This window comes from Sphingomonas kaistensis, from assembly GCF_036884275.1.
GTDB lineage: Bacteria > Pseudomonadota > Alphaproteobacteria > Sphingomonadales > Sphingomonadaceae > Sphingomicrobium > Sphingomicrobium kaistense_A.
The window spans coordinates 1,743,429-1,765,466 of sequence record NZ_CP145607.1 but is presented as its reverse complement, the minus strand read 5'-3'; the positions used below and the strand labels follow the sequence as shown (position 1 = coordinate 1,765,466).

The 22,038-nt window shown below is 66.3% G+C and carries 22 protein-coding genes and 1 pseudogene; 12 read left to right on the top strand and 11 right to left on the bottom strand.

Annotation, left to right across the window (positions count from 1 at the left end; genetic code table 11):
* Position 1: 1 nt before the first annotated feature.
* Positions 2 to 367 carry a c-type cytochrome gene (locus V6R86_RS08595; RefSeq protein WP_338503740.1) on the bottom strand — a complete coding sequence of 122 codons (366 nt, stop codon included), beginning with the start codon at positions 365 to 367 and terminating at the stop codon, positions 2 to 4.
* Between V6R86_RS08595 and V6R86_RS08590 the strand changes: the two are divergent.
* Positions 272 to 940, top strand: a pseudogene (locus V6R86_RS08590) (c-type cytochrome); the annotation flags it as partial. The gene V6R86_RS08595 and the pseudogene V6R86_RS08590 sit on opposite strands and share 96 nt — an antisense overlap.
* Before the next feature lie 13 nt (positions 941 to 953).
* On the opposite strand, the gene V6R86_RS08585 reads toward V6R86_RS08590, so the two are convergent.
* The 9 genes from V6R86_RS08585 to V6R86_RS08545 all read right to left on the bottom strand — a co-directional run bounded on the left by V6R86_RS08585 (position 954) and on the right by V6R86_RS08545 (position 9,639).
* Positions 954 to 1,628: a cytochrome b gene (locus V6R86_RS08585; protein ID WP_338503738.1), complete on the bottom strand. Its 675-nt coding sequence runs from the start codon at positions 1,626 to 1,628 to the stop codon at positions 954 to 956.
* Positions 1,625 to 2,371, bottom strand: a complete 747-nt coding sequence (locus V6R86_RS08580) for a cytochrome c oxidase assembly protein (protein WP_338503736.1) — start codon at positions 2,369 to 2,371, stop codon at positions 1,625 to 1,627. Before V6R86_RS08580 ends, V6R86_RS08585 begins: the two co-directional genes overlap by 4 nt.
* Positions 2,368 to 3,690 carry a sorbosone dehydrogenase family protein gene (locus V6R86_RS08575; RefSeq protein ID WP_338503735.1) on the bottom strand — a complete coding sequence of 441 codons (1,323 nt, stop codon included), beginning with the start codon at positions 3,688 to 3,690 and terminating at the stop codon, positions 2,368 to 2,370. Before V6R86_RS08575 ends, V6R86_RS08580 begins: the two co-directional genes overlap by 4 nt.
* A complete protein-coding gene (locus V6R86_RS08570) occupies positions 3,687 to 4,112 on the bottom strand; it encodes a DUF2231 domain-containing protein (RefSeq protein WP_338503733.1) in 426 nt (141 codons plus the stop codon). The genes V6R86_RS08575 and V6R86_RS08570 overlap by 4 nt, the downstream gene beginning before the upstream one ends.
* 218 nt (positions 4,113 to 4,330) lie before the next feature.
* Positions 4,331 to 5,509: an acetyl-CoA C-acetyltransferase gene (locus V6R86_RS08565; protein ID WP_338503730.1), complete on the bottom strand. Its 1,179-nt coding sequence runs from the start codon at positions 5,507 to 5,509 to the stop codon at positions 4,331 to 4,333.
* A gap of 98 nt (positions 5,510 to 5,607) precedes the next feature.
* Complete coding sequence (locus V6R86_RS08560) at positions 5,608 to 6,099, bottom strand: spore coat protein U domain-containing protein (protein WP_338503728.1); 492 nt, start codon at positions 6,097 to 6,099, stop codon at positions 5,608 to 5,610.
* Entirely contained in the window at positions 6,096 to 8,333 is a 2,238-nt protein-coding gene (locus tag V6R86_RS08555; RefSeq protein ID WP_338503725.1) for a fimbria/pilus outer membrane usher protein, read from the bottom strand. The genes V6R86_RS08560 and V6R86_RS08555 overlap by 4 nt, the downstream gene beginning before the upstream one ends.
* 121 nt (positions 8,334 to 8,454) lie before the next feature.
* Positions 8,455 to 9,141 carry a fimbrial biogenesis chaperone gene (locus V6R86_RS08550; RefSeq protein ID WP_338503723.1) on the bottom strand — a complete coding sequence of 229 codons (687 nt, stop codon included), beginning with the start codon at positions 9,139 to 9,141 and terminating at the stop codon, positions 8,455 to 8,457.
* A complete protein-coding gene (locus V6R86_RS08545; RefSeq protein ID WP_338503722.1) occupies positions 9,142 to 9,639 on the bottom strand; it encodes a spore coat U domain-containing protein in 498 nt (165 codons plus the stop codon).
* Between the two features lie 283 nt (positions 9,640 to 9,922).
* On the opposite strand from V6R86_RS08545, the gene V6R86_RS08540 reads away from it, so the two are divergent.
* Positions 9,923 to 10,939 carry an outer membrane protein gene (locus tag V6R86_RS08540; protein ID WP_338503720.1) on the top strand — a complete coding sequence of 339 codons (1,017 nt, stop codon included), beginning with the start codon at positions 9,923 to 9,925 and terminating at the stop codon, positions 10,937 to 10,939.
* A 71-nt stretch (positions 10,940 to 11,010) separates the two neighbouring features.
* On the opposite strand, the gene V6R86_RS08535 is transcribed toward V6R86_RS08540, so the two are convergent.
* On the bottom strand, positions 11,011 to 11,760 hold the full coding sequence (locus V6R86_RS08535; RefSeq protein WP_338503719.1) for a Crp/Fnr family transcriptional regulator: 750 nt from the start codon (positions 11,758 to 11,760) through the stop codon (positions 11,011 to 11,013).
* A 239-nt stretch (positions 11,761 to 11,999) separates the two neighbouring features.
* Here V6R86_RS08535 and V6R86_RS08530 point away from each other — a divergent pair, with 239 nt between their 5' ends.
* From V6R86_RS08530 to virB11, 10 genes are read left to right on the top strand one after another with little or no spacing between them, the layout of a single operon-like run.
* Entirely contained in the window at positions 12,000 to 12,941 is a 942-nt protein-coding gene (locus V6R86_RS08530) for a ferritin-like domain-containing protein (RefSeq protein WP_338503718.1), read from the top strand.
* Positions 12,942 to 12,966: 25 nt separating this feature from the next.
* A complete protein-coding gene (locus tag V6R86_RS08525) occupies positions 12,967 to 13,962 on the top strand; it encodes a ferritin-like domain-containing protein (RefSeq protein WP_338503716.1) in 996 nt (331 codons plus the stop codon).
* A 34-nt stretch (positions 13,963 to 13,996) separates the two neighbouring features.
* Entirely contained in the window at positions 13,997 to 14,635 is a 639-nt protein-coding gene (locus V6R86_RS08520) for a lytic transglycosylase domain-containing protein (protein WP_338503714.1), read from the top strand.
* The gene (locus V6R86_RS08515) at positions 14,632 to 14,937 is read left to right on the top strand and encodes a TrbC/VirB2 family protein (protein WP_338503712.1); all 306 of its coding nucleotides are present in this window, start codon (positions 14,632 to 14,634) and stop codon (positions 14,935 to 14,937) included. Before V6R86_RS08520 ends, V6R86_RS08515 begins: the two co-directional genes overlap by 4 nt.
* Positions 14,938 to 14,941: 4 nt before the next feature.
* Positions 14,942 to 15,226: a type IV secretion system protein VirB3 gene (locus V6R86_RS08510; RefSeq protein WP_338503711.1), complete on the top strand. Its 285-nt coding sequence runs from the start codon at positions 14,942 to 14,944 to the stop codon at positions 15,224 to 15,226.
* On the top strand, positions 15,223 to 17,646 hold the full coding sequence (locus V6R86_RS08505) for a VirB4 family type IV secretion/conjugal transfer ATPase (RefSeq protein ID WP_338503709.1): 2,424 nt from the start codon (positions 15,223 to 15,225) through the stop codon (positions 17,644 to 17,646). The genes V6R86_RS08510 and V6R86_RS08505 overlap by 4 nt, the downstream gene beginning before the upstream one ends.
* Complete coding sequence (locus V6R86_RS08500) at positions 17,643 to 18,878, top strand: type IV secretion system protein (protein ID WP_338503707.1); 1,236 nt, start codon at positions 17,643 to 17,645, stop codon at positions 18,876 to 18,878. Before V6R86_RS08505 ends, V6R86_RS08500 begins: the two co-directional genes overlap by 4 nt.
* On the top strand, positions 18,875 to 19,648 hold the full coding sequence (locus V6R86_RS08495; RefSeq protein WP_338503705.1) for a TrbG/VirB9 family P-type conjugative transfer protein: 774 nt from the start codon (positions 18,875 to 18,877) through the stop codon (positions 19,646 to 19,648). The genes V6R86_RS08500 and V6R86_RS08495 overlap by 4 nt, the downstream gene beginning before the upstream one ends.
* A complete protein-coding gene (locus V6R86_RS08490; RefSeq protein WP_338503703.1) occupies positions 19,635 to 20,831 on the top strand; it encodes a TrbI/VirB10 family protein in 1,197 nt (398 codons plus the stop codon). Before V6R86_RS08495 ends, V6R86_RS08490 begins: the two co-directional genes overlap by 14 nt.
* On the top strand, positions 20,828 to 21,838 hold the full coding sequence (gene virB11, locus V6R86_RS08485) for a P-type DNA transfer ATPase VirB11 (RefSeq protein WP_338503701.1): 1,011 nt from the start codon (positions 20,828 to 20,830) through the stop codon (positions 21,836 to 21,838). The genes V6R86_RS08490 and virB11 overlap by 4 nt, the downstream gene beginning before the upstream one ends.
* Positions 21,839 to 22,038 lie beyond the last annotated feature (200 nt).

Here is a 22,038-nt window from a genome sequence, read left to right as displayed (position 1 = left end):
CCTACTTCGCTCCCTGTTCGTAAAGATAAGCCGCGATATCGCGGGCGTCTGCATCGTTGATCGGCATGGCCGGCATCGCCGAACCGGGAACCAGCGCCGGCGCGTTGCGAATATACGCCGACAGCACGTCGGGCTCATTGGGCAACTTGCCCCCGATCAACGCCCGTTCGGCCAGCCCGTCGAGCGCGGGCCCGACCTTGCCCTGCGGCCAGCGCACGCCGGGAATGCTGTGACAGCTACCGCACCCGACCCGCTCGATCACTTGCTTGCCGTGAGCGGCATCGGCCTGCGGCATGAATTGGCGCTGGTCGGGCGGCGGCTTGCAGGCGGCGAGCGCCAATGCCGCCAGCGGGAACAATCGCCGCATCCGGCTGGTTGCGGCCCCGTGCGCAAGTTCATCCTTCCAGCCGCGTCGGCGGCCCTGCTCGCCGGATGCGCGGCAGCCGACTCCACCTCGCTCGATCGTTTCGCGGAAAACGGCCGGGTGATCGCGCTGAGCGGGGCCAAGGCCGGCGCGGCCAACGCCTGTTTCACCTGTCACGGTCTCGACGGACGCGGCAACGGCGCCGGCGCCCCGCGCCTCGCCGCGCTCGACGCCGGGTATATGGAGGGGCAACTCGACGCTTATGCCGACGGACGACGTTACCATCCGCAAATGGGCTGGATCGCGCAGCAGTTGTCGGCCGACGAGCGCAAGGCGGTCTCGACCTTCTACGCCGGGCTGCCGTTCGAAGCGACCGCTTCCCCCCCGACACAGCGGCTCGCGCTTTACCATCAGGGCGATCCCAAGCGCGGCGTCCTCGCCTGCGCCGCCTGCCACGGCGAGCAGGGGCAAGGCCTCGGCGCCGGCAACCCGCCGCTCGCCGGTCAGCCCGCGACCTATCTTGCCGAACAGCTGCGCCTGTGGCGCATCGCCAAGCGCCGCAACGATCCGGGGGACGTGATGCTTCGGATCAGCCAGCTTCTGACCCCTTCGGAAGCGGCGGCGTTGTCGGCCTATTCGGCGGCACTGCCCGGCGGTGCCCTTCCCAATCGGGCACTTCCGGCAACATCGCCCGAAGCACGTCGTGTCGATCCCAGAAATGATGCTTCAATGCCGCCCCTGCATGTGCCGGAATCAGCAAGAGCAGAAGAATGACCGATGCGATATGCACGTCCTCGGCAAGGTCGAGGATGGCATATTGCGTAATCGGGTCGAGCGAACTCAGCGGCACCTGCGGCCACGGCACGATCCCACCCAGATAAAGCGGCCCCGGCGCCGCGACCGACGACCACATGAACCAACCCGACACCGGCAGCGTGAAGAACACCACGTAAAAGGTCATCGCGGTCCAATGCGCGATCTTGCTCTGCAATCCTGGCCGATCGGCATCGTTGATCGGATCGCTGATAAGAATGCGCCAGGCCAGCCGCGCTACCCCCAGCAGGAGAACGGGCAACCCAGCGGCGCTATGCACCTGATAGGCGAACACCTTGTCCCCGCCCGGCATCATCCAGTCGGTCCAGAACCCCCAGCCGATCTGAAAGAGGATCAGCAGCGCCATCACCCAGTGAAAGATGATCCCGATCGGCGAATAACGGCCGCGCCGCGTGTGGCTGTTGCCCCATTCCCGCAATCGCTCGATCATGCCGCGATCCCGCGGTCCTCGGCAGCGAACCAGCGCTGCGCGATGATCAGGGCGGCGGCGAGATACAGACCGGCCGACGGCGCCCACATGATCAGCCCGGCCATCTGCTGATCCTCGAGCGCGGAAAAGCCCCACGGCTCGGTGGTGAAGAAATGCGGGGCGTAAAGCGGCGCACCGGCAAAGGTAATCAGCGCGCCGAGCAGGCCCATCTGCACCGTGCTGACCAGCAGTGCCGCGACCGACGTCAGCGCGCTGGCCCGCCGCAGCGCTCCCCAAAAGCCCATCGCGGTCAGCGTCAGGGACGCCTGCATCGCCCAGTAGATCGCATCACTGCTCAGCGCCTCGGCATAAAGCCCGGGCGCATGCCATAACCAGAAGGTAACGGCCTGCACCCCGGTCCACAGCCCGAGCGACCCCGGCCAGCGTGTCTTGGCTTCGGGCAGAGCATAGATCAGCAACGGCGCCAGCACCGCGGCCAGCAACACGTGATGCGTCACCCGCGCGCTGAACAAGGCCGAACTCAGCGCGCAGAAGGGCGACACGAACAGGAACAGGGCAAGGGCGACGGCGGCAATCGTCAGTCGCCGTTGGACGCCCGTCTCCCCCGCCCGCCACAACAGCAGCGCGACGAGGCCGATACCGGCCAGCAGAAGGGCATCCAGGTTCCAGCGGCCCAGCAGGTCCGCCGGCACTGGCGCCGCGCCGCAATAAGGGAGCCATTCACGGCCGGCGGGGATGCTCACCTGACAGAGGCGACCCGCGCCGGCGCTTGCGTCCGCGTCGGCGTGACCCGCCACACGGTGTTCGACAAGTCATCGGCCACCAGCAGCGCGCCGCGCGGATCGACGGTCACGCCGACCGGCCGTCCGAAGGTCTTCCCGTCGGCCTGGAAGCCGCTGACGAAATCGACCGGCTGCCCGCTCGGCCATCCGCCGCGGAAGGGAACGAAGCTCACCCGGTACCCGACCGGCGTTCCGCGGTTCCAGCTGCCATGCTCGCCGATGAACACACCATCGGCGAAGTTCGCGCCCATTGCGCCATTTGAGAAGGCGATCCCGAGCGGCGCGTGGTGGGAGCCGAGCGAATAGTCGGGCTTGATCGTCTTGGCGACCATGTCTTCCTTGAACGGCTGGACCCGGCGATCGGGATTGGCGCCCCAATAAGCATAAGGCCACCCATAAAAGGCGCCCTGACGGACCGAGGTCAGGTAATCGGGGACGAGATTGGGCCCAAGCTCGTCACGCTCGTTGACCACCGCCCATAGCCGGCCGGTGCCGGGCTGGATGGTCAGTGCGGTCGGGTTGCGGATGCCGGTCGCATAGCGCCGCGACGCACCGGTCTGCGCATCGACTTCCCAGACCACGGCACGGTCCTCCTCGACCTCCATGCCCCGCTCGCCGATGTTGCTGTTGGAGCCGATGCCGACATACAGGAAGCGGCCATCGGGACTGGCGGTAAGCGCCTTGGTCCAGTGATGATTGATCGCGGAAGGCAGCTTGGTGACCTCCACCGGCGGCCCGCTCGCAGCAGTCTGGCCGGGTTGATAGGCGAAGCGCACCAGCGCATCCTGATTGGCGACGTAGAGCTGGTTGCCGACGAGGGCGAGGCCGTAAGGCGCATTCAGGTTCTTGGCGAACACGGTGCGACCTTCGTAGGTCCCGTCGCCATTGGCATCGCGCAGCAGAGTCAGCTGGTCACCGCCCTTCACGCTGCTGGTGCCCTTCGCCATGAAATAGCCGGCGATGATATCCTTGGGCCGCATCGCGGGCGCATCGGCCCCGCCCTTCCCCTCGGCAACCAGAATATCGCCGTTGGGCAGGACCAGCATCTGACGGGGGATCTTGAGATCGGTGGCGATGGGAGTGATCGTGAAGCCCTGCGGCACCGTCGGCCGGTTTTCGCCCCACCCGGCGGGGCTCGCAATCTTGAGCGTGGGAACCAAGCCACGGTGCGCGTCGGGAAGCGTGGGGTTGGGTCCGAATTGCCGCGCGTCGGGATCCTTACCGCAGGCTGACACCAGGCACGCGAGCGAAACGGCGGCGAAGAGAGTGGGCGACTTCATCGACGGGCTCCCGAGCGAAGGGTGGAAAAACCGAGCCAAACGGACGCGGCGACGAGCAGGAAGGTGATCAGCGACATCATCAGCCCGGCCGGCATCGTTGCGTATCCGTCCTTGCTGTGAATGAGAGCCGTGATGAACCCGATCACGAAAGTGGCGAGCAGCATCAGGACATAAAGGATCGAGTTCCGATCCCGCCCTACGTCGGAACGGAAGAAATCGATAATTGCCCACGCCAGCGCCAGCCCGGCGAACACCAATGCCCCGGCGTTCAGCCAGGCCGCAAAATTGATCCACTGCACTTCCTTGGTCGACGAATAAGCCCAGTCCGCCAGCAGGGCGCCGAGAAAAAGCGAAAAGCTCGAACCGAGGAGAAGGGCGTGCACCGGGTGAATGACCCGTCGCGGCGCGGTGATGCTGGCCATGAAGCTTCCTTTGCGCGTCGGCATGTCCCCTTCGGGCCAAGCCATGATGGAGCCGGTTTTGTGACGTCGCGGCCCCAGAACGCAGAGCCTTCATTTGCCAATGCCGAACCCCCGTACCGGTTCCGTCACGAAGTGAAGAAACGACTGCGGAGCGACTTCAGAACTTTTCCCGCGGACCTGCGTGCGGCCTGAAACCGTGCGTTCCGCCGAGGCCGAAGCTAAGCAAGACTTTCAATAATGGTGACGTTGGCGATGCCGCCGCCTTCGCACATGGTCTGCAGCCCGAACCGCTTGCCGCGCGCCTTCAGGGCATGCACCAGCGTCGCCATCAGCTTGGTCCCGCTGGCGCCCAGGGGATGGCCGAGCGCGATGGCGCCGCCGTTGACGTTGAGACGCTCGGGATCCGCTTCGAGCTCGCGCAGCCAGGCGAGCGGTACCGGCGCAAAGGCTTCGTTGACTTCGTAAAGATCGATATCGTCGATCACCCGCCCCGCCCGCTCCAGTGCGCGGCGGGTGGCGCGGATCGGTTCGATCAACATCACGACCGGATCACCTGCCGTGACCGTCAGATTATCGATCCGCGCCAGCGGGGTCAGGCCATGCTCTTTCAGCGCGCGCTCGCTGACGATCAGCGCGCCGCTCGCGCCATCGCAGATCTGGCTCGCGTTGCCAGCGGTGATGACGCCATCGGGCTTCAGCGTCTTGAGGCTGGCGAGCCCCTCCATCGTGGCCCCCGCCCGAACGCCTTCGTCACGCGTGTGGTGGTGGCGATTGCCGTCGGCATCGGTCACCTCGAGCGGGACGATCTCGTCGGCAAAGGCGTCGGCTTCGATCGCCGCTTCGGCCTTTCGGTGACTGCCGAGCGCAAAGGTATCGAGCTCCTCGCGGGTCATATCATATTGCTTCGCGATCATCTCGGCGCCGGTGAACTGGCTGAACTCGGTGACGCCGTAGCGGTCGAGGATCGCCTTGGACCACGGCCCCTGCCCGATTCCCGCCTGCATCGGCAGGATCACCGGCGTGCCCATCGGCACCCGGGTCATGCTTTCGACGCCCGCGGCGATCACCACGTCCTGCGTCCCGCTCATCACCGCCTGCGCGGCAAAGTGCAGCGCTTGCTGGCTGCTGCCGCATTGCCGGTCGATGGTGACCGCCGGCACGCTGTCGGGGAGCTTGCTCGCCATCACCATGTTGCGGCCGACGTGAAAACTTTGTTCGCCGATCTGGCTGACGCAGCCGACGATGACATCCTCGATCGCCACCGGATCAATTCCGCTCTTGTCGACCAGCGCATTCAGCACCGCCGCGCCGAGGTCTGCCGGGTGCCAGTCACGCAGCGCCCCGCCCCGCTTGCCGCCAGCGGTGCGGCGGGCATCGACGATATAGGCTGCGGTCATGGGCTGCTCTCCATTCTGGAAGTGCGTCATGCAAAGCCGCGCAGGCCCAAGGGGTCAAGGGCTTTCGCCCAGGCTCCGCGAAGCCACGGTTCAGCCGATCAATATTGGACGGTGATGATCACCGTGTCGGTATAAGTCCCGCTTCCCACCCACTGGCCCGCCGGTATTCGCCCGAAGACCGGGATCACGGTACTGGAGGTCAGAAGTCCGTTGAGGCTGGCGGTCGCGGTGGTCGTCCCGCCCGTCCCGTCGCCCAATATCTGGCTCCGCGCGATATCCGCATAAAGATTGTAGTTCAGTCCGGTGGCGGCCTGCACCATCGTCCTTTGCAGCTGATTGTTCGAGCTGCCCGTCCCGACCCTTACCTCCACCACGCCGAGAAGCGCGACAAGGCCGTTGCAATCGATCGACACGAGCGCACTCGCATCGCGCGGCAAAGCCGACACGGAATCGTAAGTCCCGAAACTGAGCGACGAGGCTGACGTCGTGCACGAACACGAGATGCAGGCGCTGGCCGCGGCCGGCAGCATCGCGAGGATCAGGGCCGCGAGGACGCGCCATAATCGTCGGCACACTACAGTACGGGTCATTGCGCGCGTTCCCTTGGTGAAGGCCGGCAAACAATCGGCGCTGCGGGTCCGAGGCTGCTTGTACTCCGCAGCACCGGCACCATCGCCTCGCACCGACCTTCCGTCGTCTTCACCCGCAACCGTTGCCCGTCGCCACCACCGGCAAGGAAGACCAATCCGTCATGCCCGGTGACGCCGATCCGCTGATCGTCGAGCATGACCTCGAAGCCCGGTCCAATCGGTCGGCCCTGCTCATCGACCAGCGCAATGGTTCGCGGGGCGCGGGCTTCGGTCGTTCCGAAGCGAACCAGCGCGGCCTGGCGGAAGCCCGGAACGGCCACGCCCTCGTCGTCGTCGAGGTCGATGTCGAGCGGAAGGTCTTCGGTACGAATGCCGACACGATTGGCGGCAAAGGGCTGCAGGCCGGTAAGCAGAACCGGACGTCCCGCCCTCGCCCGACGCGCGACCGGCCGTCCTTCCTGCAGGATGCGCACCCCCGTCTTGCTCTCGACTTCGACGAGAGCGAAACCGTCGTGCAAGCGCGGCGTCGGCACCAGGCGGCCTTCGATCAACACCAAAGCGCCGCGCGCGCTTGCCCGCATCGCCAGTCGCCGGTCCGCCCTGAACGCCGTCATTTCGAGGTCGCCGAACGAACTCAATGCAAGCGCATAACCGTTGAAGCGCATATCGCCGCCCGAACGGGTGGACGCGACGCCAAAGCTGACGCCTTGCCGATCAGGCGCGCTCCATTGGTAGCTGCTTGTCACCTGCCCCTTGTCGGCGGTGAGAGCGGCGCTGCCATGTCGTCCCAGCGGGCGACTGAGCGACAGGAAGAAGCCTTTGTCGGTCCCGCCGTTGAGGCGCGAGGCGCGCAGGCTGGCAGACAGGAAGACTGACCTCACGCTCGCGGAATAGCCGGCTGAGGCGAGGCGATAGCGTGAGCCGTCGCGAAGGCCGGCATCGACCACACCGACGCTGATCTGGCCGACGGGGAGGACCAGGCCAGCGGTGGCGCTGAATTCGTGCCGACTGGTGGCACCGAGCGCGGCGCGATCGTCGCCCACACGCGCGAATGTCCCGTTGCTTCGCAAGTAGCTGACCAGGAACGAGCCCCGCGGCCCCAGCCGCTGCGCCTGCGCACGCCACAAGGAACCGGCACGCGCACCACTGCGCGACAAGGCCCCCGCTACCGCGATTTCGCCGACGCGTCCGACCACCGCATTCACCGTCGCCCCGCCCATGACCGAGGTCTGGCTTGCCTCGATCCGAGCCCCGGCCGTGATCGAAGAATTTAGGCCCCGGCGAAGGCCCAACGCCGCGAAGGCAGGCCCATAGGAAGCGCTGCGCTGTCCGTAGCGCCGACGCAAGGCGCCGACTTCGAGCGAGAAGTCGGTCAGCCCCGGCCGAATCAGGCGGTTGCTGGTATAAAAGCTCTGCCGCACCTGCCGCACCGCTCCGGTGACGTCCGCGATTGTCATCACCACTTCGCCCGCGCCGCTGATGACCGGCGGCGCTTCGATCAGGAAGCGGCCGGGTCCGACCTCGTGGCTCTGCCGACCGCTGGCGGCAAGCAATTCGACGGTGGAGGGTACGAGCGCCGAACCGGCGAGCACGGGCAAGGGATAGCCGATCTCGCCCGGCGCAAGCGCGAAATCGGTTCCGATCCGCACGCCGCCGAAGCGCGCCGAGCCGTTGAAATCGCTGGCCCGGGTAAAGCTGTCGCCGATGACGAGCCGCAGCCTTTGCGCCGGAAAGTCGCGCTGGAAACTGTTGTCGAGCCGAACGGGCCGCTTCCCGCCGGCCGCCAAAAGCAGGGTCGTTCCCGCCACGCCCCAACTGCCCGACGCCCCGGCGTCGAACAATCCGCTCGCCCGAATGCCGCCTCGCTCATTGGCGAGCGACACGTCGTAGACGAGGAAGCCGAGCGGAAGAATGGTGCTAACCGGGGGCGCAGCGGCCCCCACCCGCGCAGAACGACGCGTCGCCACGAAGGCCGACGGCGACGCGGTAAGCAGCAGCGCGTCCTCGTCTTCGCTAAGCCGTCCCGAAAGCCCGGCGACGTCCGACACGCGAACGAAATCCTGTTCTCCGATCCGATTATGATTTCGCATGGGAGGCACGATGATCCCGAGCGCGATGAGGTCGTCGCGAAGCATCGCCAGTTGCCCCCCGACGGTCCCGACCAACGTCGGCTGTTCCTGAGGCAAGCCGTTCAGGACCAGGCCGACGGGCTTTATTGTCGCAAGCGACGACACCGAGCCTTCCGCCGGCTCGGCTGACGAGGCTTGGGCATCAGGCGCAGATGCGAGCAATAGCGAGAGGAAAAGCGCGCTTCGGCCAGCGAATCGATAGCGACCGCGATTGACCGGCATGCGATCACTCAACGGCCGTGGCGACGACATCCACCTTTCCGGTGTCCATGACCGCTTCGATCCGGGTGATACCGGCCGCACCGCCAGCAAGCGTAATCGGGCGGCGCGCGCCTGCCAGTAGATAAAAGCCGCGTTCGATCGTCTCGGGCTTTTTCCCTTCGCGAGTAACGATAAGCTTGCCGATCAGAGCATGCGCTCCGCCGGTGTTGCGAAGGTGCAGCGCGGAGCCGTCGCCGGCGCTCCATCGCAGGGCTGGCATCGCACCAGCGGGCTTGCGGAAGATCGGCAGGCTCAGCCGCAACACCGTCTGCATGGTGCCCGGCGAAAAATTGCCCCGCGGCAATTCGTCGACCAGCAGGCGGTGGCTGCTTTCCGCCGCGCCGGCCTGAGGTGGCAGGCTGCACCGCACCAGCCGTTTCTGACCTGCTTGCAGCTCCATGATCGAAGGGTTCACCGCGATGTCGGCGGGGTCGAGCCGGTCGGCGCCGTCGGTATCCTGCGACCAGGCGAACCCGCGCAGCTGCACCGCCACCTTGTCCTGGCCAAGGTTGCTCACGTGCAGCGAGCAGAAGTTGGCGTTCGACGCCAACTCGATCCTGATCGGCGCTACCGCAATCCGGGCGGCTGCATGCGCGGTGGACGCGGCACAGGCCCCGGCAAGAGCGCACAAGAAGGCGACGGCGCGCATCATTCAGTAGGTCACCGTAACCGTCACGGTGTCCGAATAGGCTCCCGCCGGCACGTTCTGCTGGGCGGCGATCTGGCCGTACACGGTGATCACGCTTGGGACGAGCGTTGCCGTGATCGGCGGCAGCGCATCCACCCCCGAGGTATTGCCCCAATTGCTCGTCCGGCTGGCATCGGTGAACAGGCCGTAATTCAAGCGCTGCGCCGCATTCGACATTTGCCGCGTCGACACCGTCGCACCTGCCGCCGTCCCCGCATTCAACCCAACGACGAAATTTGTCCCCGTCGTACAGGTCACGGTGATCAGGCCCATCGCATTGGTCGGCGTTGCGCTGGTCGGATCATAGCTGCCGAACACTATGGGAGCAGCGCTGACCAGGCATGAACTCTGCACGGTTGCAGACACGTTCATGGTGGTCTGCACCGTGCCGGCCTCGGCAATGGTGCCCCATCCCGCAAGCAGCGCGAGAAGCGCAAGGCAGATCCTGGGATGAATTGTCATGTCACTGGGTCCTTGGCTGCAAACAAGGTAAACCGGCTGACTAAAGGTTACCTTGCCTGTCGCTTCAAAGTGGACCGAAAAGGAAGAGCGGCGTGCCAACAGCACGTCCGCGACCGACTGGCATAAATCTGTCGCACCCGCGCGAAAGACAATTCACGCACGGAACCAAGCGGACATTGCCCATCGCCACAGCACCAAAAGTACGCCGCCGTACCGGATTGCCGAGTTGCTTGGCAAAAGCGGCCAGCGGGCGAACACTTGGCCGACGCGAACAGGAGATATCATGCGCAAGCTCTTCCTTCTGGCCACGGCGAGCCTCGCTGTCGCCGCTCCCGCCGTTGCCCGCGATGGGCAACCTTACATCGGTCTCGAAGGCGGCATCTTGTTTCCCCGAAACCAGAGCGGCGACATTCTTGTCGACTATACGACGACCCAGTCGCCAGCGACACCGGCGGCACCGGTCGGGCCCGCCGATTTTCGCGCGGGCAATGCGATCCGCCTCGATTATCGCCGGGGCTACGACGTCGACGCCTTGCTCGGCTACGACTTCGGTCCGGTAAGGGTGGAAGGCGAGTTCGGCTACAAGCGCGCCAAGCTCGATGGTTTCACGATCGACAACGGCTTCGTCACCAGCCTCAACACCGCGCTCAATCGCCCGTCCGCCGTTCCCGATCCCGGGGCGCCGGGCGTACGCGCGCTCACCGCTTCCGACTTCACCCTCGACGGACGGGCGAGCATCTATTCGGGGATGGTCAATGCCCTGATCGACCTCGGCAACGAGGACGGATTGTCCTTTTACGCCGGCGGCGGCGCGGGCCGCGCCCGTGTCAGATTCGCCAGTGCCAGGGACAATGCCTGGGCCTACCAGCTGATCGCCGGCGCGCGCTACGCCATCAGCGACAACATCGATTTCGGTCTGAAGTATCGCTATTTCATGACCGAGCGGCTGAATCTGACCGACGACAGCGGCGTCAATCTCGTCGGCAACGCCAATAGGTTCGTCGTCAATCCGGCGAATGCGACCATCGTCGACCAGACGACCAGTGCGGCATTGTTCACCACCTTCGACCGCAAGTTCCGCAGCCACTCGGTGCTGGCCAGCCTGACCTTCAATTTCGGCCGATCGGAAGCGCCGCCGCCCCCACCGCCGCCTCCCCCGCCGCCGGTTCAGGCTGCGCCGCCGCCGCCGCCTCCGGCAACACAGACCTGTCCCGACGGGTCGGTCGTTCTGGCAAGCGACGTCTGCCCCGTTCCGCCACCGCCCCCGCCGCCGCCCGAGGTGGCACCCGTTCGGGGCTGATCACTTTTTGAATGCAGAAAAGGGAGGCACCGCGGGGTAGCCGCCCTTTTTTGTGAGGAAAAACTTATCGCTCAGTGACTGTTGATTCCAATCACACGGTCGGCGCGGGACGGCAGCGATTTGCCGAACGGACCGAGCACCGAGCGATAAAAGGCTTCGGACGAGCCGTAGCATCCGCCCGCCACGCTCTCGAGGCCGCGACGGTCCCGAACGATGATCCGCCCGCGGCGGCCGCGGACATGGCCGGCGCCTTCGAGAAGGTGAAGCGTGTCGGTGATCGTCGCGCGGCGGGTACCGAGGTTCAACGCAATGCCGTCGTGGTGCACCGGTATCTCGTCTCCGCCCAGTCGATCATGCCTCAGGAGGATCCAGCGGGCCAGCCGTCGTTCCAGCGAATGCGATGCGGCGGCACCGATCGTTTCCGCCATTTGCAGCCCGACCGCATTGATGAAACCGACCAGCATCAGGCCGATCGACGGTCGCGCTACGATCAGTGCGCGAAGATGATCGCCGCGCACCCGAAAAACCCAACCGTCGCGGCCGCAAACCGTCGCTTCGAATGGTGATGCCGCGCATCCGACCAACGTCGGCCAACCGACGACGCCTTCGCTTCCGACCAAGGCCACTTCGACTGTATTGCCCTGGCTCAGCGAGATCAGTGGACCTTGCGAAAAATAGGCGAAGTCCCCGACGTCGGCCATCGCGACCAGCATGGCGCCGCGAGCGACCTCGACGAGCTCGAGACTGGGTTTCAGCAGCGCGAAATCGGAATCGCAGAGCCGTGACAGGAACCCAGTCGGGCGCCTTTCCGGCAACGGCATGGCGAAGTCGGATTCACAATGTAACAGCAACGCAGCCTCCGGATCGCCATACGGTTCGCCGCCGTTTTCGGATGCAAAAATGACGAAGTTTTTTATGCGCTTAAACGGAACCTAAAGACGCCTGGATTGCAGCAGTTTGATTTAACGTACGGGGGCGTACCGGAGTGAATGCGCCCTTGGCAACGCCCTCCGAACTCGGGACATTCGTCGCATACCGACACCCCAACCGGAGGCGTGCAATGGCCGACGATACAATGCTCGACATCTTGGAAGCGCGAGCAAAACGGCGAGATGAACGCCGTTCCTTTGTGCAATCGCTTGGGGTCTACGCGGCCGGAATCGGCGTCGCGGCAGCGACCATGAGTTCGCGCGCTTTTGCGCAAACGGTGTCGGATGCCGACATCCTGAATTTCGCGCTCAACCTCGAGTATCTCGAAGCGCAATTCTACTCGTTCGCGGTGTTCGGAACCGGCCTGCCCAACAGCAGCCTGAGCGGTACCGGAACCCAGGGTGCGGCTACCGGTGGTCGCCAGGTCGCGTTCACCGATCCGGTTGTCGCGCAATATGCCCGCGAGATCGCGCAGGACGAGATTGCCCACGTAAACTTCCTTCGTCGCGCCCTCGGCACAGCCGCCGTGGCCCAGCCGGCGATCGACATCGGCACCGATCCGAACGGAGCGTTCTCAACTGCTGCACGGGCCGCCGGACTGGTCGGTGCGGGGCAGAGTTTCGATCCCTATGCGAGCGACGAGAACTTCCTGCTCGGCGCCTTTATCTTCGAAGATGTCGGGGTCACCGCCTACAAGGGCGCAGCGCCCCTCCTCGCCAACAAGACCTTCACCGAAGCGGCGGCCGGCATCCTCGCGGTCGAGGCCTATCACGCGGCGATCGTGCGCACGACCTTGTACCGCAAGGGCATCCAGACCCCGGCGCTGATCGACGCGACCGAGAAGATCTCCAACGCGCGCGACTCGCTCGACAACCCGGCCGACGTCGATCAGGGCGTCGCCGCCATCGGCAATGCCAGCAACATCGTTCCGACGGACTCGAATGCGTTGGTGTTCGGCCGGACCACGGGTGACGTCCTCAACATCGTCTACCTGAACCCCGGAGCGGTCCCGCGGGGCGGCTTCTATCCCAATGGTGTCAATGGCGCCATTACCGTCAGCAGCGCCGGCTGAGAACTCCAGACAGGAAAGCGGTCCCATGAACCAGCAAGATCTCATTGCCGAACTGGGCGAGCGTCAGGCTGCTCGCCGCCAGCAGCGCCGGGCGTTTCTCAAATTCGCCGGTATTTCGGCAGCTGTCGCCGGAGCGACGGCGCTCAGCGGCTGCGGCGGCGGCGGTAACAGCGGCGACGGGCTCGGTGTCGATCCGGGTGCCAACACACCGCCCCCGGCCACCGGCCTGTCCGACGGCGACATTCTCAATTTCGCGCTCAACCTCGAATATCTCGAAGCCCAATTCTACAGCTTCGCGGCGACCGGCTCGGGCCTTGCCGCCAATCTCCTGACCGGCACGGGAACGCAGGGCGCGGCGACCGGCGGACGCGCGGTGACGTTCACCGATCCGGTGGTGCGCCAATATGCGAACGAGATTGCGGTCGACGAACGCCAGCACGTCATCTTCCTGCGCACGGCCCTCGGCAGCGCGGCCGTGGCGCAGCCGGCGATCGATATCAGTTCGTCACCGACCGGCCCGTTCTCGCAAGCCGCGGTCGCGGCAGGCCTAATCACGCAGGGCCAGTCGTTCGATCCCTACGCCAGTGACGAGAACTTCCTGCTCGGCGCGTACATCTTCGAAGATGTCGGCGTCACCGCCTACAAGGGTGCTTCGCCGCTGCTGAAGAGCGAGGTCTTCCTGTCGGCAGCGGCCGGGATTCTAGGCGCCGAAGCCTATCATGCCGGCCTCGTCCGCACCGTGCTCTATGCCAAGGGCATCGCGGTTCCGGCCTTGATCGACGCCACCGAGCGTATCTCCAATGCCCGCGACTCGCTCGACGGACCGACCGATGTGGACCAGGGCGTACGCGGCGCAAACGGAGCGTCGAACATCGTGCCGACCGACGCCGACGGCATCGCGTACAGCCGCACTCCAGGCGACGTTCTCAACATCGTCTACCTCAACGCGGGCGCGGTTCCGAGGGGCGGCTTCTTCCCCAATGGCGTCAACGGCTCGGTCAATACGAGTTCGGCCGGCTGATCCAGATGGAAAGGTCATGATGCAAGGGTCTGCCTTGAAATTCAGTCGCGGGGGCGTGGCACGCCGCGCCGCCGCGACTGGCCTGGCCTGCCTGGCGCTTGCGGCCGCCAATCCCGCCCGCGCCGACGTGATCGAACTGAACAAGGACGGCACGATCCTGGTGCGTGCCGCCGACCGTGGCAGCGTTTCCCCCACCGTCGGCGAAGTCGAGCAGATCGGCGATCTCCGGCTTCCCGCCGATGCGATCACCATTGCGGCCCCGTCATCGTCGCCGGTCGCTTATGCCGGTCTGGTCGAACAACTTGCCGAACAGCATCAGATCAGCCCCGCCCTGCTGGAAGCGTTGGTCTGGCAGGAAAGCCGGTGGCGCAGCAACGCGCGTTCGCCGGTAGGGGCGATCGGGCTTGCCCAGCTGATGCCCGCTACCGCGCGTGACCTTGGCGTCAATCCGCTCGACACCGCCGCCAATCTGGCGGGCGGAGCACGCTATCTTCGCCAGCAGCTGGATCGCTTCGACGGCGACGTCGAACGCGCGCTGGCAGCCTACAACGCCGGCCCGGGCCGGGTGATTCGCGCGGGCGGCATTCCGCGCATCCGCGAAACCCAGAATTACGTACGGTCCATCGTCGACCGCCTCAGCAACTCGACCAATTCGCAAGGAAGGGCACGATGAAGAGCACCACCCCACTGGCAACCTCGATCCTGCTGACCGCGGCCTCGCCCGCCCTGGCGCAGACGACCGATCCGCAAGGATCGGGACCGATCGTGTCCGCACTGGCATGGCTGCAGGGAACGCTGCTCGGCAATGTCGCCACCGCCGTTGCCGTGATCGCGGTGGCGATGGTCGGCTTCATGATGCTGACCGGCCGGATGAACTGGCGCTTCGGCGCGACGGTAATCGTCGGCTGCTTCGTGCTGTTCGGCTCGGCCGCCATCGTGTCGGGTATCCGCACCACTGCGGCAGTGTCGGGATAGGAAGGTGACCAGCCTCCACCGCGACCCTGTGTTCCGAGCGTTGACCAGGCCACAGATGTTCGCGGGCGTCACCTACAACTTCTTCGTCATCAATGCCGCGGTGACGACCGAAGCCTTCCTCATCACCGGCTCGTTCCTGGCGCTGCCGATCGCGCTGCTGGTCCACGGCATCGGCTATGTCGCCTGCCTGCGCGAGCCGCGCGTGTTCGACCTGTGGCTGACAAAGGTCAGCCGCTGCCCACGGGTCGCCAATTGGAAAAAGTGGGGTTGCAACAGCTATTCGCCATGACCGCACGCCAGTCAGGAACGCGCGGCATGGCCGCCTGGGCGAAGAAAGAGCAGCGCGCCGGGGATCGCCTGCCTTATCGGCGGCTGCTTGACGAACGCACGATCGAGCTTCGCGACGGGTCGCTGATGCGCTGCCTGCACGTGCCGGGAATGGCGTTCGAGACGGCCGACGCGGACGAACTGAACCATGCCCACGGCGTGCGCGAAATGCTTCTGCGCGGCACACTCGACGCCCGCTTCGTTCTGTACCGGCACATCATCCGGCGGCCGATCTCGACGTCGCTGTCGGCGGTGGAAGGCCCTGCTTTCGCCCGGCATCTCGACGAGCAATGGCGGGCCCGGCTCGGCGGACGGCAGATGTTTGTCAACGACCAATTCCTTACCATCGTCCGGCGCCCCGCGCGCGGCAAGACCGGCTGGCCCGAACGGATCGCGCGCAAGCTGTCGCGCGGCAAGTCCGAGATCGAGCACGACCCGAAAGCGCTGCGCGATCTCGACGCCGCCGCCACCGCACTGGTCGCCGGCCTCGCCGATTATGGCGCGCGACAGCTCGGCGGCTACGATGGTCCGGGCGGGCGCTGCTCCGAACCATGCGAATTGCTGTCGGCCTTGTTCAACGGCGAGCTTCGGCCCGTGCTTGCCCCCGATCCCGCAACCGATCTGGGCCAGCACCTCCCCTATTCGCGGATCAGCTTCGGACTGGACGCCTTCGAGCGGAGCGGGCCGTCCGGGCGCAGCTTTGCCGGCACCTTGTCGATCAAGGAATATCCCGGGACCACCCGCCCCGGCATGGTCGACGGCCTGCTGCGCCTGCCCCGCGCGCTGGTGCTGACCGAAAGCTTCGCGCCCGCCGACCGCCAGGTCGCCAAGGAGCGGATGGACCTCGCCATCCGCCGGCTTCGCGCCACCGACGAGGAAGCGACCACCGAACGCCGCGAAATGCTCGGAGCCAAGGACGCCCTCGCGGCCGGCCAGGCAGCCTTCGGCGACCACCACCTGACGCTCAGCCTGATGGTCGGCGACCTTGCCGTCCTTGACGAAGCGGTCGCCGAAGCTGCGGCGGCGCTGGCCGACCTGGGCGCCATCGCGGTCCGGGAAGACGTCAATCTGGAGCCGGCGTTCTGGGCGCAATTCCCGGGCAACGAGACCTATATCGTGCGCCGCGCCCTCATCAGCAGCGCCAATGCGGCAAGCTTCCTGTCGCTGCACGGCTTTCCCTTGGGCCGCGCCGAGGGCAATCACTGGGGTGAAGCAACCGCCCTGTTCGAAACCACCAGCGCGACGCCCTACCACTTCAATTTCCACGAAAACGACCTCGGCAATTTCACCGTCATCGGGCCCTCGGGTTCGGGCAAGACGGTGGTGCTGAACTTCCTCGCGGCGCAGGCCCAGCGCTTCAATCCGCGCACCGTCATCTTCGACAAGGACCGCGGCGCGGAAATCTTCGTGCGGGTGATGGACGGTCATTATGCGCGGCTGTCGGCGGGTCAGCCGACGGGCTTCAACCCGCTCCAGCTGCCCGACACGCCGTCCAACCGGGCGTTCCTGCGCGATTGGCTGGAAATCCTGCTGCAGGTCAGTAACGGGCACGAACTGCGGATCATCGCCGAAGCGGTGGATGCATGTTTCGAGCATGATCCGGCCTTCCGCCGCCTGCGCCATTTCCGCGAACTCCTCGCCGGAAACAGCCGCCCCGAGGAAGGCGATCTGGTGTCGCGTTTGGGTCCCTGGGTGGGGTCGGGCGAACATGCCTGGCTGTTCGACAATGCCGAGGACGAACTCGATCTCGACCGCCGGATGATCGGGTTCGACATGACCGCGCTGCTCGACAATCCGCGGCTGCGCACGCCGACCATGCTCTACCTGTTCCACCGGATCGACGAACGGCTGAGCGGCGAACCGGCGATGATCCTGATCGACGAAGGCTGGAAAGCGCTCGACGATCCGGTCTTCACCGGGCGCATCAGGGATTGGCTCAAGACCCTTCGCAAACGCAATGCGCTGGTCGGCTTCGGCACCCAATCCGCCCGCGACGCGCTGGAAAGCAGTATCAGTTCCGCGATCGTGGAGCAGACCGCGACGGGCATCTTCATGCCCAATGCCAAGGCCAGAGCCGAGGATTATTGCACGGGCTTCGGCCTGTCCGAACACGAACTCGACTTGATTCGGGCGCTGCCCGTCCACAGCCGCTGCTTCCTGGTCCGGCACGCCAATCATTCGGTTGTCGTGCGGCTCGACCTGTCGGGGATGCCAGAGGTGCTGACGGTCCTGTCCGGACGCGAAGCCAGCGTGCGCCGCCTCGACGGCCTGCGTGCCCTCTACGGCGAGCATCCGGCCGCCTGGTATCCGCATCTCACAGGAACCGCTTGGCCGGCCGGACCCGACGACGACTACACCCCCTGGCTGCAGGCCGCGGAATGAGCAGCTGTCCACCGCTTTCCCCGTCGACCGCCTCGGGCATCGCCGACGTTCTGCGGTCGGTGGACTGCGTGTCGGCGGAAGCGGCGGCGGGCGCGTTCGGCCGTTTGTTTGGACCTGATGGCCGGCTCGGTACGGCGCTGACGCTGCTGCTGACCTTGTACATCGCTTTGCTTGCCGTGAACCTGCTGACCGGCCGCGCGCGCATCGGCCTCAGCATGCTGACGCCGCGCATGATGACCCTGGGGCTGGTCCTGACCTTCGCCACCAGCTGGATCGCCTACCAAAGCGTGGTCTGGACCCTGTTGACCGGCGCGCCGGATCAGATCGCGGCGGTGGTGACCAATCAGCAAGGCTCGGCCACCGCGGCCTTCGCCAACCGTCTCGATACCTTGTTCACCGCGGTCGCTAATGCGGCCGAGGTCGCTAGTACGCCGGCTCCGGTTTCGCAGGTCAACGGCATTACCCCCGCCCCCGCCCAAGCCGCCGGATGGACCGCGGGCGACGTCCTGTGGATGGCCGCGCTGATGCTACTGCTCGGCACCGTGGGCGTGCTGCTGGTCGCCCGCATCGCGCTTGCCGCCTTGTTGGCGATCGGACCCGTTTTCATCGTTTTCGCCTTGTTTCGCGGCACTCACGGATTGTTCGTCGGCTGGCTCAAGGGCGCGGTATTGTTCGCGATCGTGCCCCTTTTCACGGTGCTGATCGGCGGCGCCGCTCTGGCGTTGCTGTCGCCGATCGTGGCGGAGCTCGCCATGGGCCCGGTCAGTATGCGCGCGGCGGTGTCGATGTTCTTGGGCGCGTCGGTCTACGTCGCGTTGATGGTGCTGGTGCTCAAGGTGTCGAGCACCATCGTCGCCGGCTGGCGGATCGGCCGCGGCGGACGTGAGTCGATCAGTGACGAGCGCGTCGTCAACGGCGGCGGTACGGTCGCGGGCGCGGCGGGCACCTCGGTTGCCGTTCAGGCCGCCGAGCAAAGCGTGGCGCCCACGGCACCCCCGGTGTCGGATCGGGTCCGCGCCATCGTCAGTGCAACCCAGGTGCCCGCCAACGACACGGGCATGCCGGGCGCCGTGGCGGATCGCCGCGTACCGATATTGGCGACCACGGGCGGAACCGGGGCCGACACCTTCGCCCCCCGGGCCCTTGCCACCGACCGACGCGTGCAAGGGGTGGGCACACGCTTCCGTTCCCCCGCGGCGCCCAGCAAATCTCCAGGAAAGCCGGTCCAATGAAGTTGCTTCCACTCGCCCTCGCCCCGTTGCTGCTGCTTGCCGGCCAGGCCGCGACGGCATCGGATGCGCGGGTTCGCTCGATCATGTTCACCCCCGACGAGGTCGTGCGCTTCATCGCCAAGCCTGGCTATCAGAGCTCGATACGCTTCGGCGCCGACGAGCGAATCGAGAATGTCGCGGTGGGTGACAGCGCGGCCTGGCAGGTGACGCCCAACAAGCGCGGCAATTACCTCTTCATCAAGCCGCTGATCGCCGGCGCACGCAGCAATCTGATGGTGATCACCGACCAGCGCACCTATCTGTTCGATCTTGAGGCCACGCGTGGATCGCAGCCGGTCTACACCTTGAGCTTCGACTATCCCGCCTACCCTGCCCCCGGGTCGATCCAGCCGCCGCCGCCACCGCCGCCAGCCCCGGCCGCCACGACCGCGCTGGCAAGTGCCCCCGTCACTCCGGCGCCGGTGCTCAACTTCGGCTGGAAGGTCGACGGCGCCAAATCGCTGCGCCCGGCCCGGATCTTCGACGACAGCAAGGCGGTCTACCTCAGCTGGCCCGACGCGCTGGCGCTGCCGGCAGTGCTGGCCCCGGCCTCCGACGGCACGGAAAGCCCGCTCGACTACCGGATGGAAAAAGGCTTCATCGTGATCGCCGGCCTGCCCCGGCGGATCATCCTGCGTCGCGGCAAGGAAACCGCCACCGTGCTGGCGACCAGCAATCGCGTGACCCTGACCCAGACCGCCAGCACGGAGGCCCGCAATGGACGTCCGTGAGACCCGCTCAACGATCGTCGGCGACGAGGTACAGCGCCCGATCGGGATGAGCGGTCAACTGGTGCCGTTCGACCCGCGCAGCCATCTCGACGAAGGCGCGCTGATCGAAGCAAGCCGGCTGGCTTATCCCGCGGTGGCGACGCCGCCTTCGCGCAAGGAAGGAATGGCACTGGCGGTCGGCGGCGGGGCCGCGGTCATGCTCGGCCTGGCGACCTTTCTCGGGCTGAGCAGCGGGCGCGATGCGCGGCAGGCGCCCGTGGCGCGGGACGCCCCTGCGGCGGTACAGAATGCCCCCCTCCCCGTGGTCCCCCCTCCCACCCCCGAACAGGTCGCGGCGCTCAACGGCGCGGGGCAGCCTGCCGGCGGATCTTTGGTCTTCAGTTCGCCGCCGCAAACCTTTCCGCAAGTCGCGCCCGTGCCGTCCGGAACCCCCGGCATGTCGGTAGCCGAGCGCCTTCGTTCGCCGACCCTGCTGTTCGACGGTTCGGGACCGGTGCTGAGTGCGCCCGGCGAACCGGCGGCGGCCGGCGCGGCAGCCGCGACGAGCCCGGCGACCGGGTCACGCCCGGCGGTGGGCGGCGATGATTTCGCGGCGCGGGCCGATGCGTCGGCCTCCGAAACGGCGATGGCGCGGCCGATGGCCAATCCGGCGTCCACCGTCAGCCAGGGCACGCTGATCCCCGCGGTGCTCGAAACCGCCATCAACAGCGACGTGCCGGGTTACGTCCGGGCGGTCGTCAGCCAGGACGTGCGCAGCTTCGACGGCAGCCAGATCCTGATCCCGCGTTCCTCGCGGCTGGTCGGCCAGTACAAGAGCGGCCTCGCGGCGGGTCAGACCCGTGCCTACATCCTGTGGTCGCGGCTGATCCGGCCCGATGGCGTCTCGGTCGCGATCGCTTCCCCCGGAACCGACGAGGCCGGGCAGAGCGGCCTTGCCGGCGAGGTCGACAATCACTTCTTCAAGCGCTTCGGATCGGCATTGCTGCTGTCGGTGGTCGGCGCGGCGAGCGCCATCGGCACCGGCGGCGCAAGCGTGCTGGCGTCGGGCGGCGGGATCGGCGCGGCCGGCGTCGCCGCGCAGCAAAGCGGCGGCATTCCGCCGACGGTGAAGGTGCGTCAGGGTCAGCCGATTCGGGTATTCACGGCCCGCGATCTCGACTTCTCGCGGGTCTCGACATCATGAACCCCCACCTCGTCAGCGTGCCCGACGAGGACCTGAGAGTGAGCAGTGACGGCGGCGTTTATCTGAACGCCTACCTCCATCCCTTTCGCCCGTGGATGGAACGCGACGACGTGTCGGAGATCATCGTCAACGCGTCCGGCGAGGTGTGGATCGAACAGGCCGGTCACATGCATCTGCAGCGCGTCGCGGCGCCGGGAATCGACGACCTGCTGGTGCGGCGATTGGCCGAGCAGGTGGCCCGATCGACCCATCAAGGCATCAGCCGCGAACGGCCCTTGTTGTCCGCGATCCTGCCCAACGGCGCGCGCGTGCAATTCATCTCGCCCCCAGCCACCCGCCGCGGCTGGGCCATGGCCATCCGGCAGCACCGGCTCGTCGACCTGCCGCTTTCTGCCTACGCGGGGGTTCCCAAGGCTGCCACCGAAGCCGCGGACGCGCCGTGCCCCGCCACCGATCCGGTGGGCTATCTGCGCCACGCCGTCCTCCAGAAACGCACCATCCTGATCAGCGGCGGCACGTCGTCGGGGAAGACCACGTTCCTCAATGCCCTGTTGCGAGAAGTGCCGGTGTCCGAGCGGATCATCCTGATCGAGGACACGCCCGAAATCCGCCTGCACAGTCCGGCAAGCCTGGGCCTGGTCGCGGTAAAGGGCGAACTTGGCGAAGCGCAGGTCAGCACCGACGACCTTCTCCAGGCCTCGCTGCGGATGCGGCCCGACCGGCTGGTGCTGGGCGAGCTTCGTGGCACCGAAGCGGTCAGCTTCCTGCGAGCGATCAACACCGGCCATCCCGGCTCGTTCAGCACGCTTCACGCCAACAATCCCCTTGGCGCCCTCGAACAGCTCGGACTGATGGTCATGCAGGCCGGGCTGGGCCTCACCCGCAAGGACACCCTGGCCTACGCCCGCTCGGTCATCGACGTCATCGTCCAGCTCGACCGCCGCAGCGGCAAACGCGGGATTTCGGACATCCTCGATCTACGCGCAGATCCGCCCATGGCGGACTGATGGAGGGAGCCGAAGCTGACCGCGCTTCATCGCTCAGAACCTTCAGCGGCTTTCAGCAGAAACTGGTGGGCGTGGCAAGGATTGAACTTGCGACCCCTGCGATGTCAACACACGCCCTTAGCACAGAAAGGGCGAAAACCCGGCCTTTTCCAGCGCAGCGCATGCAGAACAGGACTAGAACAAACAGGCTTTTTCCGCCG

Coding starts and splice junctions, on each gene's coding strand:
- V6R86_RS08595 (WP_338503740.1), bottom strand. CDS start 367: ATGCGGCGATTGTTCCCGCTGGCGGCATTGGCGCTCGCCGCCTGCAAG.
- V6R86_RS08585 (WP_338503738.1), bottom strand. CDS start 1,628: ATGATCGAGCGATTGCGGGAATGGGGCAACAGCCACACGCGGCGCGGC.
- V6R86_RS08575 (WP_338503735.1), bottom strand. CDS start 3,690: ATGAAGTCGCCCACTCTCTTCGCCGCCGTTTCGCTCGCGTGCCTGGTG.
- V6R86_RS08570 (WP_338503733.1), bottom strand. CDS start 4,112: ATGGCCAGCATCACCGCGCCGCGACGGGTCATTCACCCGGTGCACGCC.
- V6R86_RS08565 (WP_338503730.1), bottom strand. CDS start 5,509: ATGACCGCAGCCTATATCGTCGATGCCCGCCGCACCGCTGGCGGCAAG.
- V6R86_RS08560 (WP_338503728.1), bottom strand. CDS start 6,099: ATGACCCGTACTGTAGTGTGCCGACGATTATGGCGCGTCCTCGCGGCC.
- V6R86_RS08550 (WP_338503723.1), bottom strand. CDS start 9,141: ATGATGCGCGCCGTCGCCTTCTTGTGCGCTCTTGCCGGGGCCTGTGCC.
- V6R86_RS08545 (WP_338503722.1), bottom strand. CDS start 9,639: ATGACAATTCATCCCAGGATCTGCCTTGCGCTTCTCGCGCTGCTTGCG.
- V6R86_RS08540 (WP_338503720.1), top strand. CDS start 9,923: ATGCGCAAGCTCTTCCTTCTGGCCACGGCGAGCCTCGCTGTCGCCGCT.
- V6R86_RS08535 (WP_338503719.1), bottom strand. CDS start 11,760: ATGCCGTTGCCGGAAAGGCGCCCGACTGGGTTCCTGTCACGGCTCTGC.
- V6R86_RS08530 (WP_338503718.1), top strand. CDS start 12,000: ATGGCCGACGATACAATGCTCGACATCTTGGAAGCGCGAGCAAAACGG.
- V6R86_RS08525 (WP_338503716.1), top strand. CDS start 12,967: ATGAACCAGCAAGATCTCATTGCCGAACTGGGCGAGCGTCAGGCTGCT.
- V6R86_RS08515 (WP_338503712.1), top strand. CDS start 14,632: ATGAAGAGCACCACCCCACTGGCAACCTCGATCCTGCTGACCGCGGCC.
- V6R86_RS08505 (WP_338503709.1), top strand. CDS start 15,223: ATGACCGCACGCCAGTCAGGAACGCGCGGCATGGCCGCCTGGGCGAAG.
- V6R86_RS08500 (WP_338503707.1), top strand. CDS start 17,643: ATGAGCAGCTGTCCACCGCTTTCCCCGTCGACCGCCTCGGGCATCGCC.
- V6R86_RS08495 (WP_338503705.1), top strand. CDS start 18,875: ATGAAGTTGCTTCCACTCGCCCTCGCCCCGTTGCTGCTGCTTGCCGGC.
- V6R86_RS08490 (WP_338503703.1), top strand. CDS start 19,635: ATGGACGTCCGTGAGACCCGCTCAACGATCGTCGGCGACGAGGTACAG.
- virB11 (WP_338503701.1), top strand. CDS start 20,828: ATGAACCCCCACCTCGTCAGCGTGCCCGACGAGGACCTGAGAGTGAGC.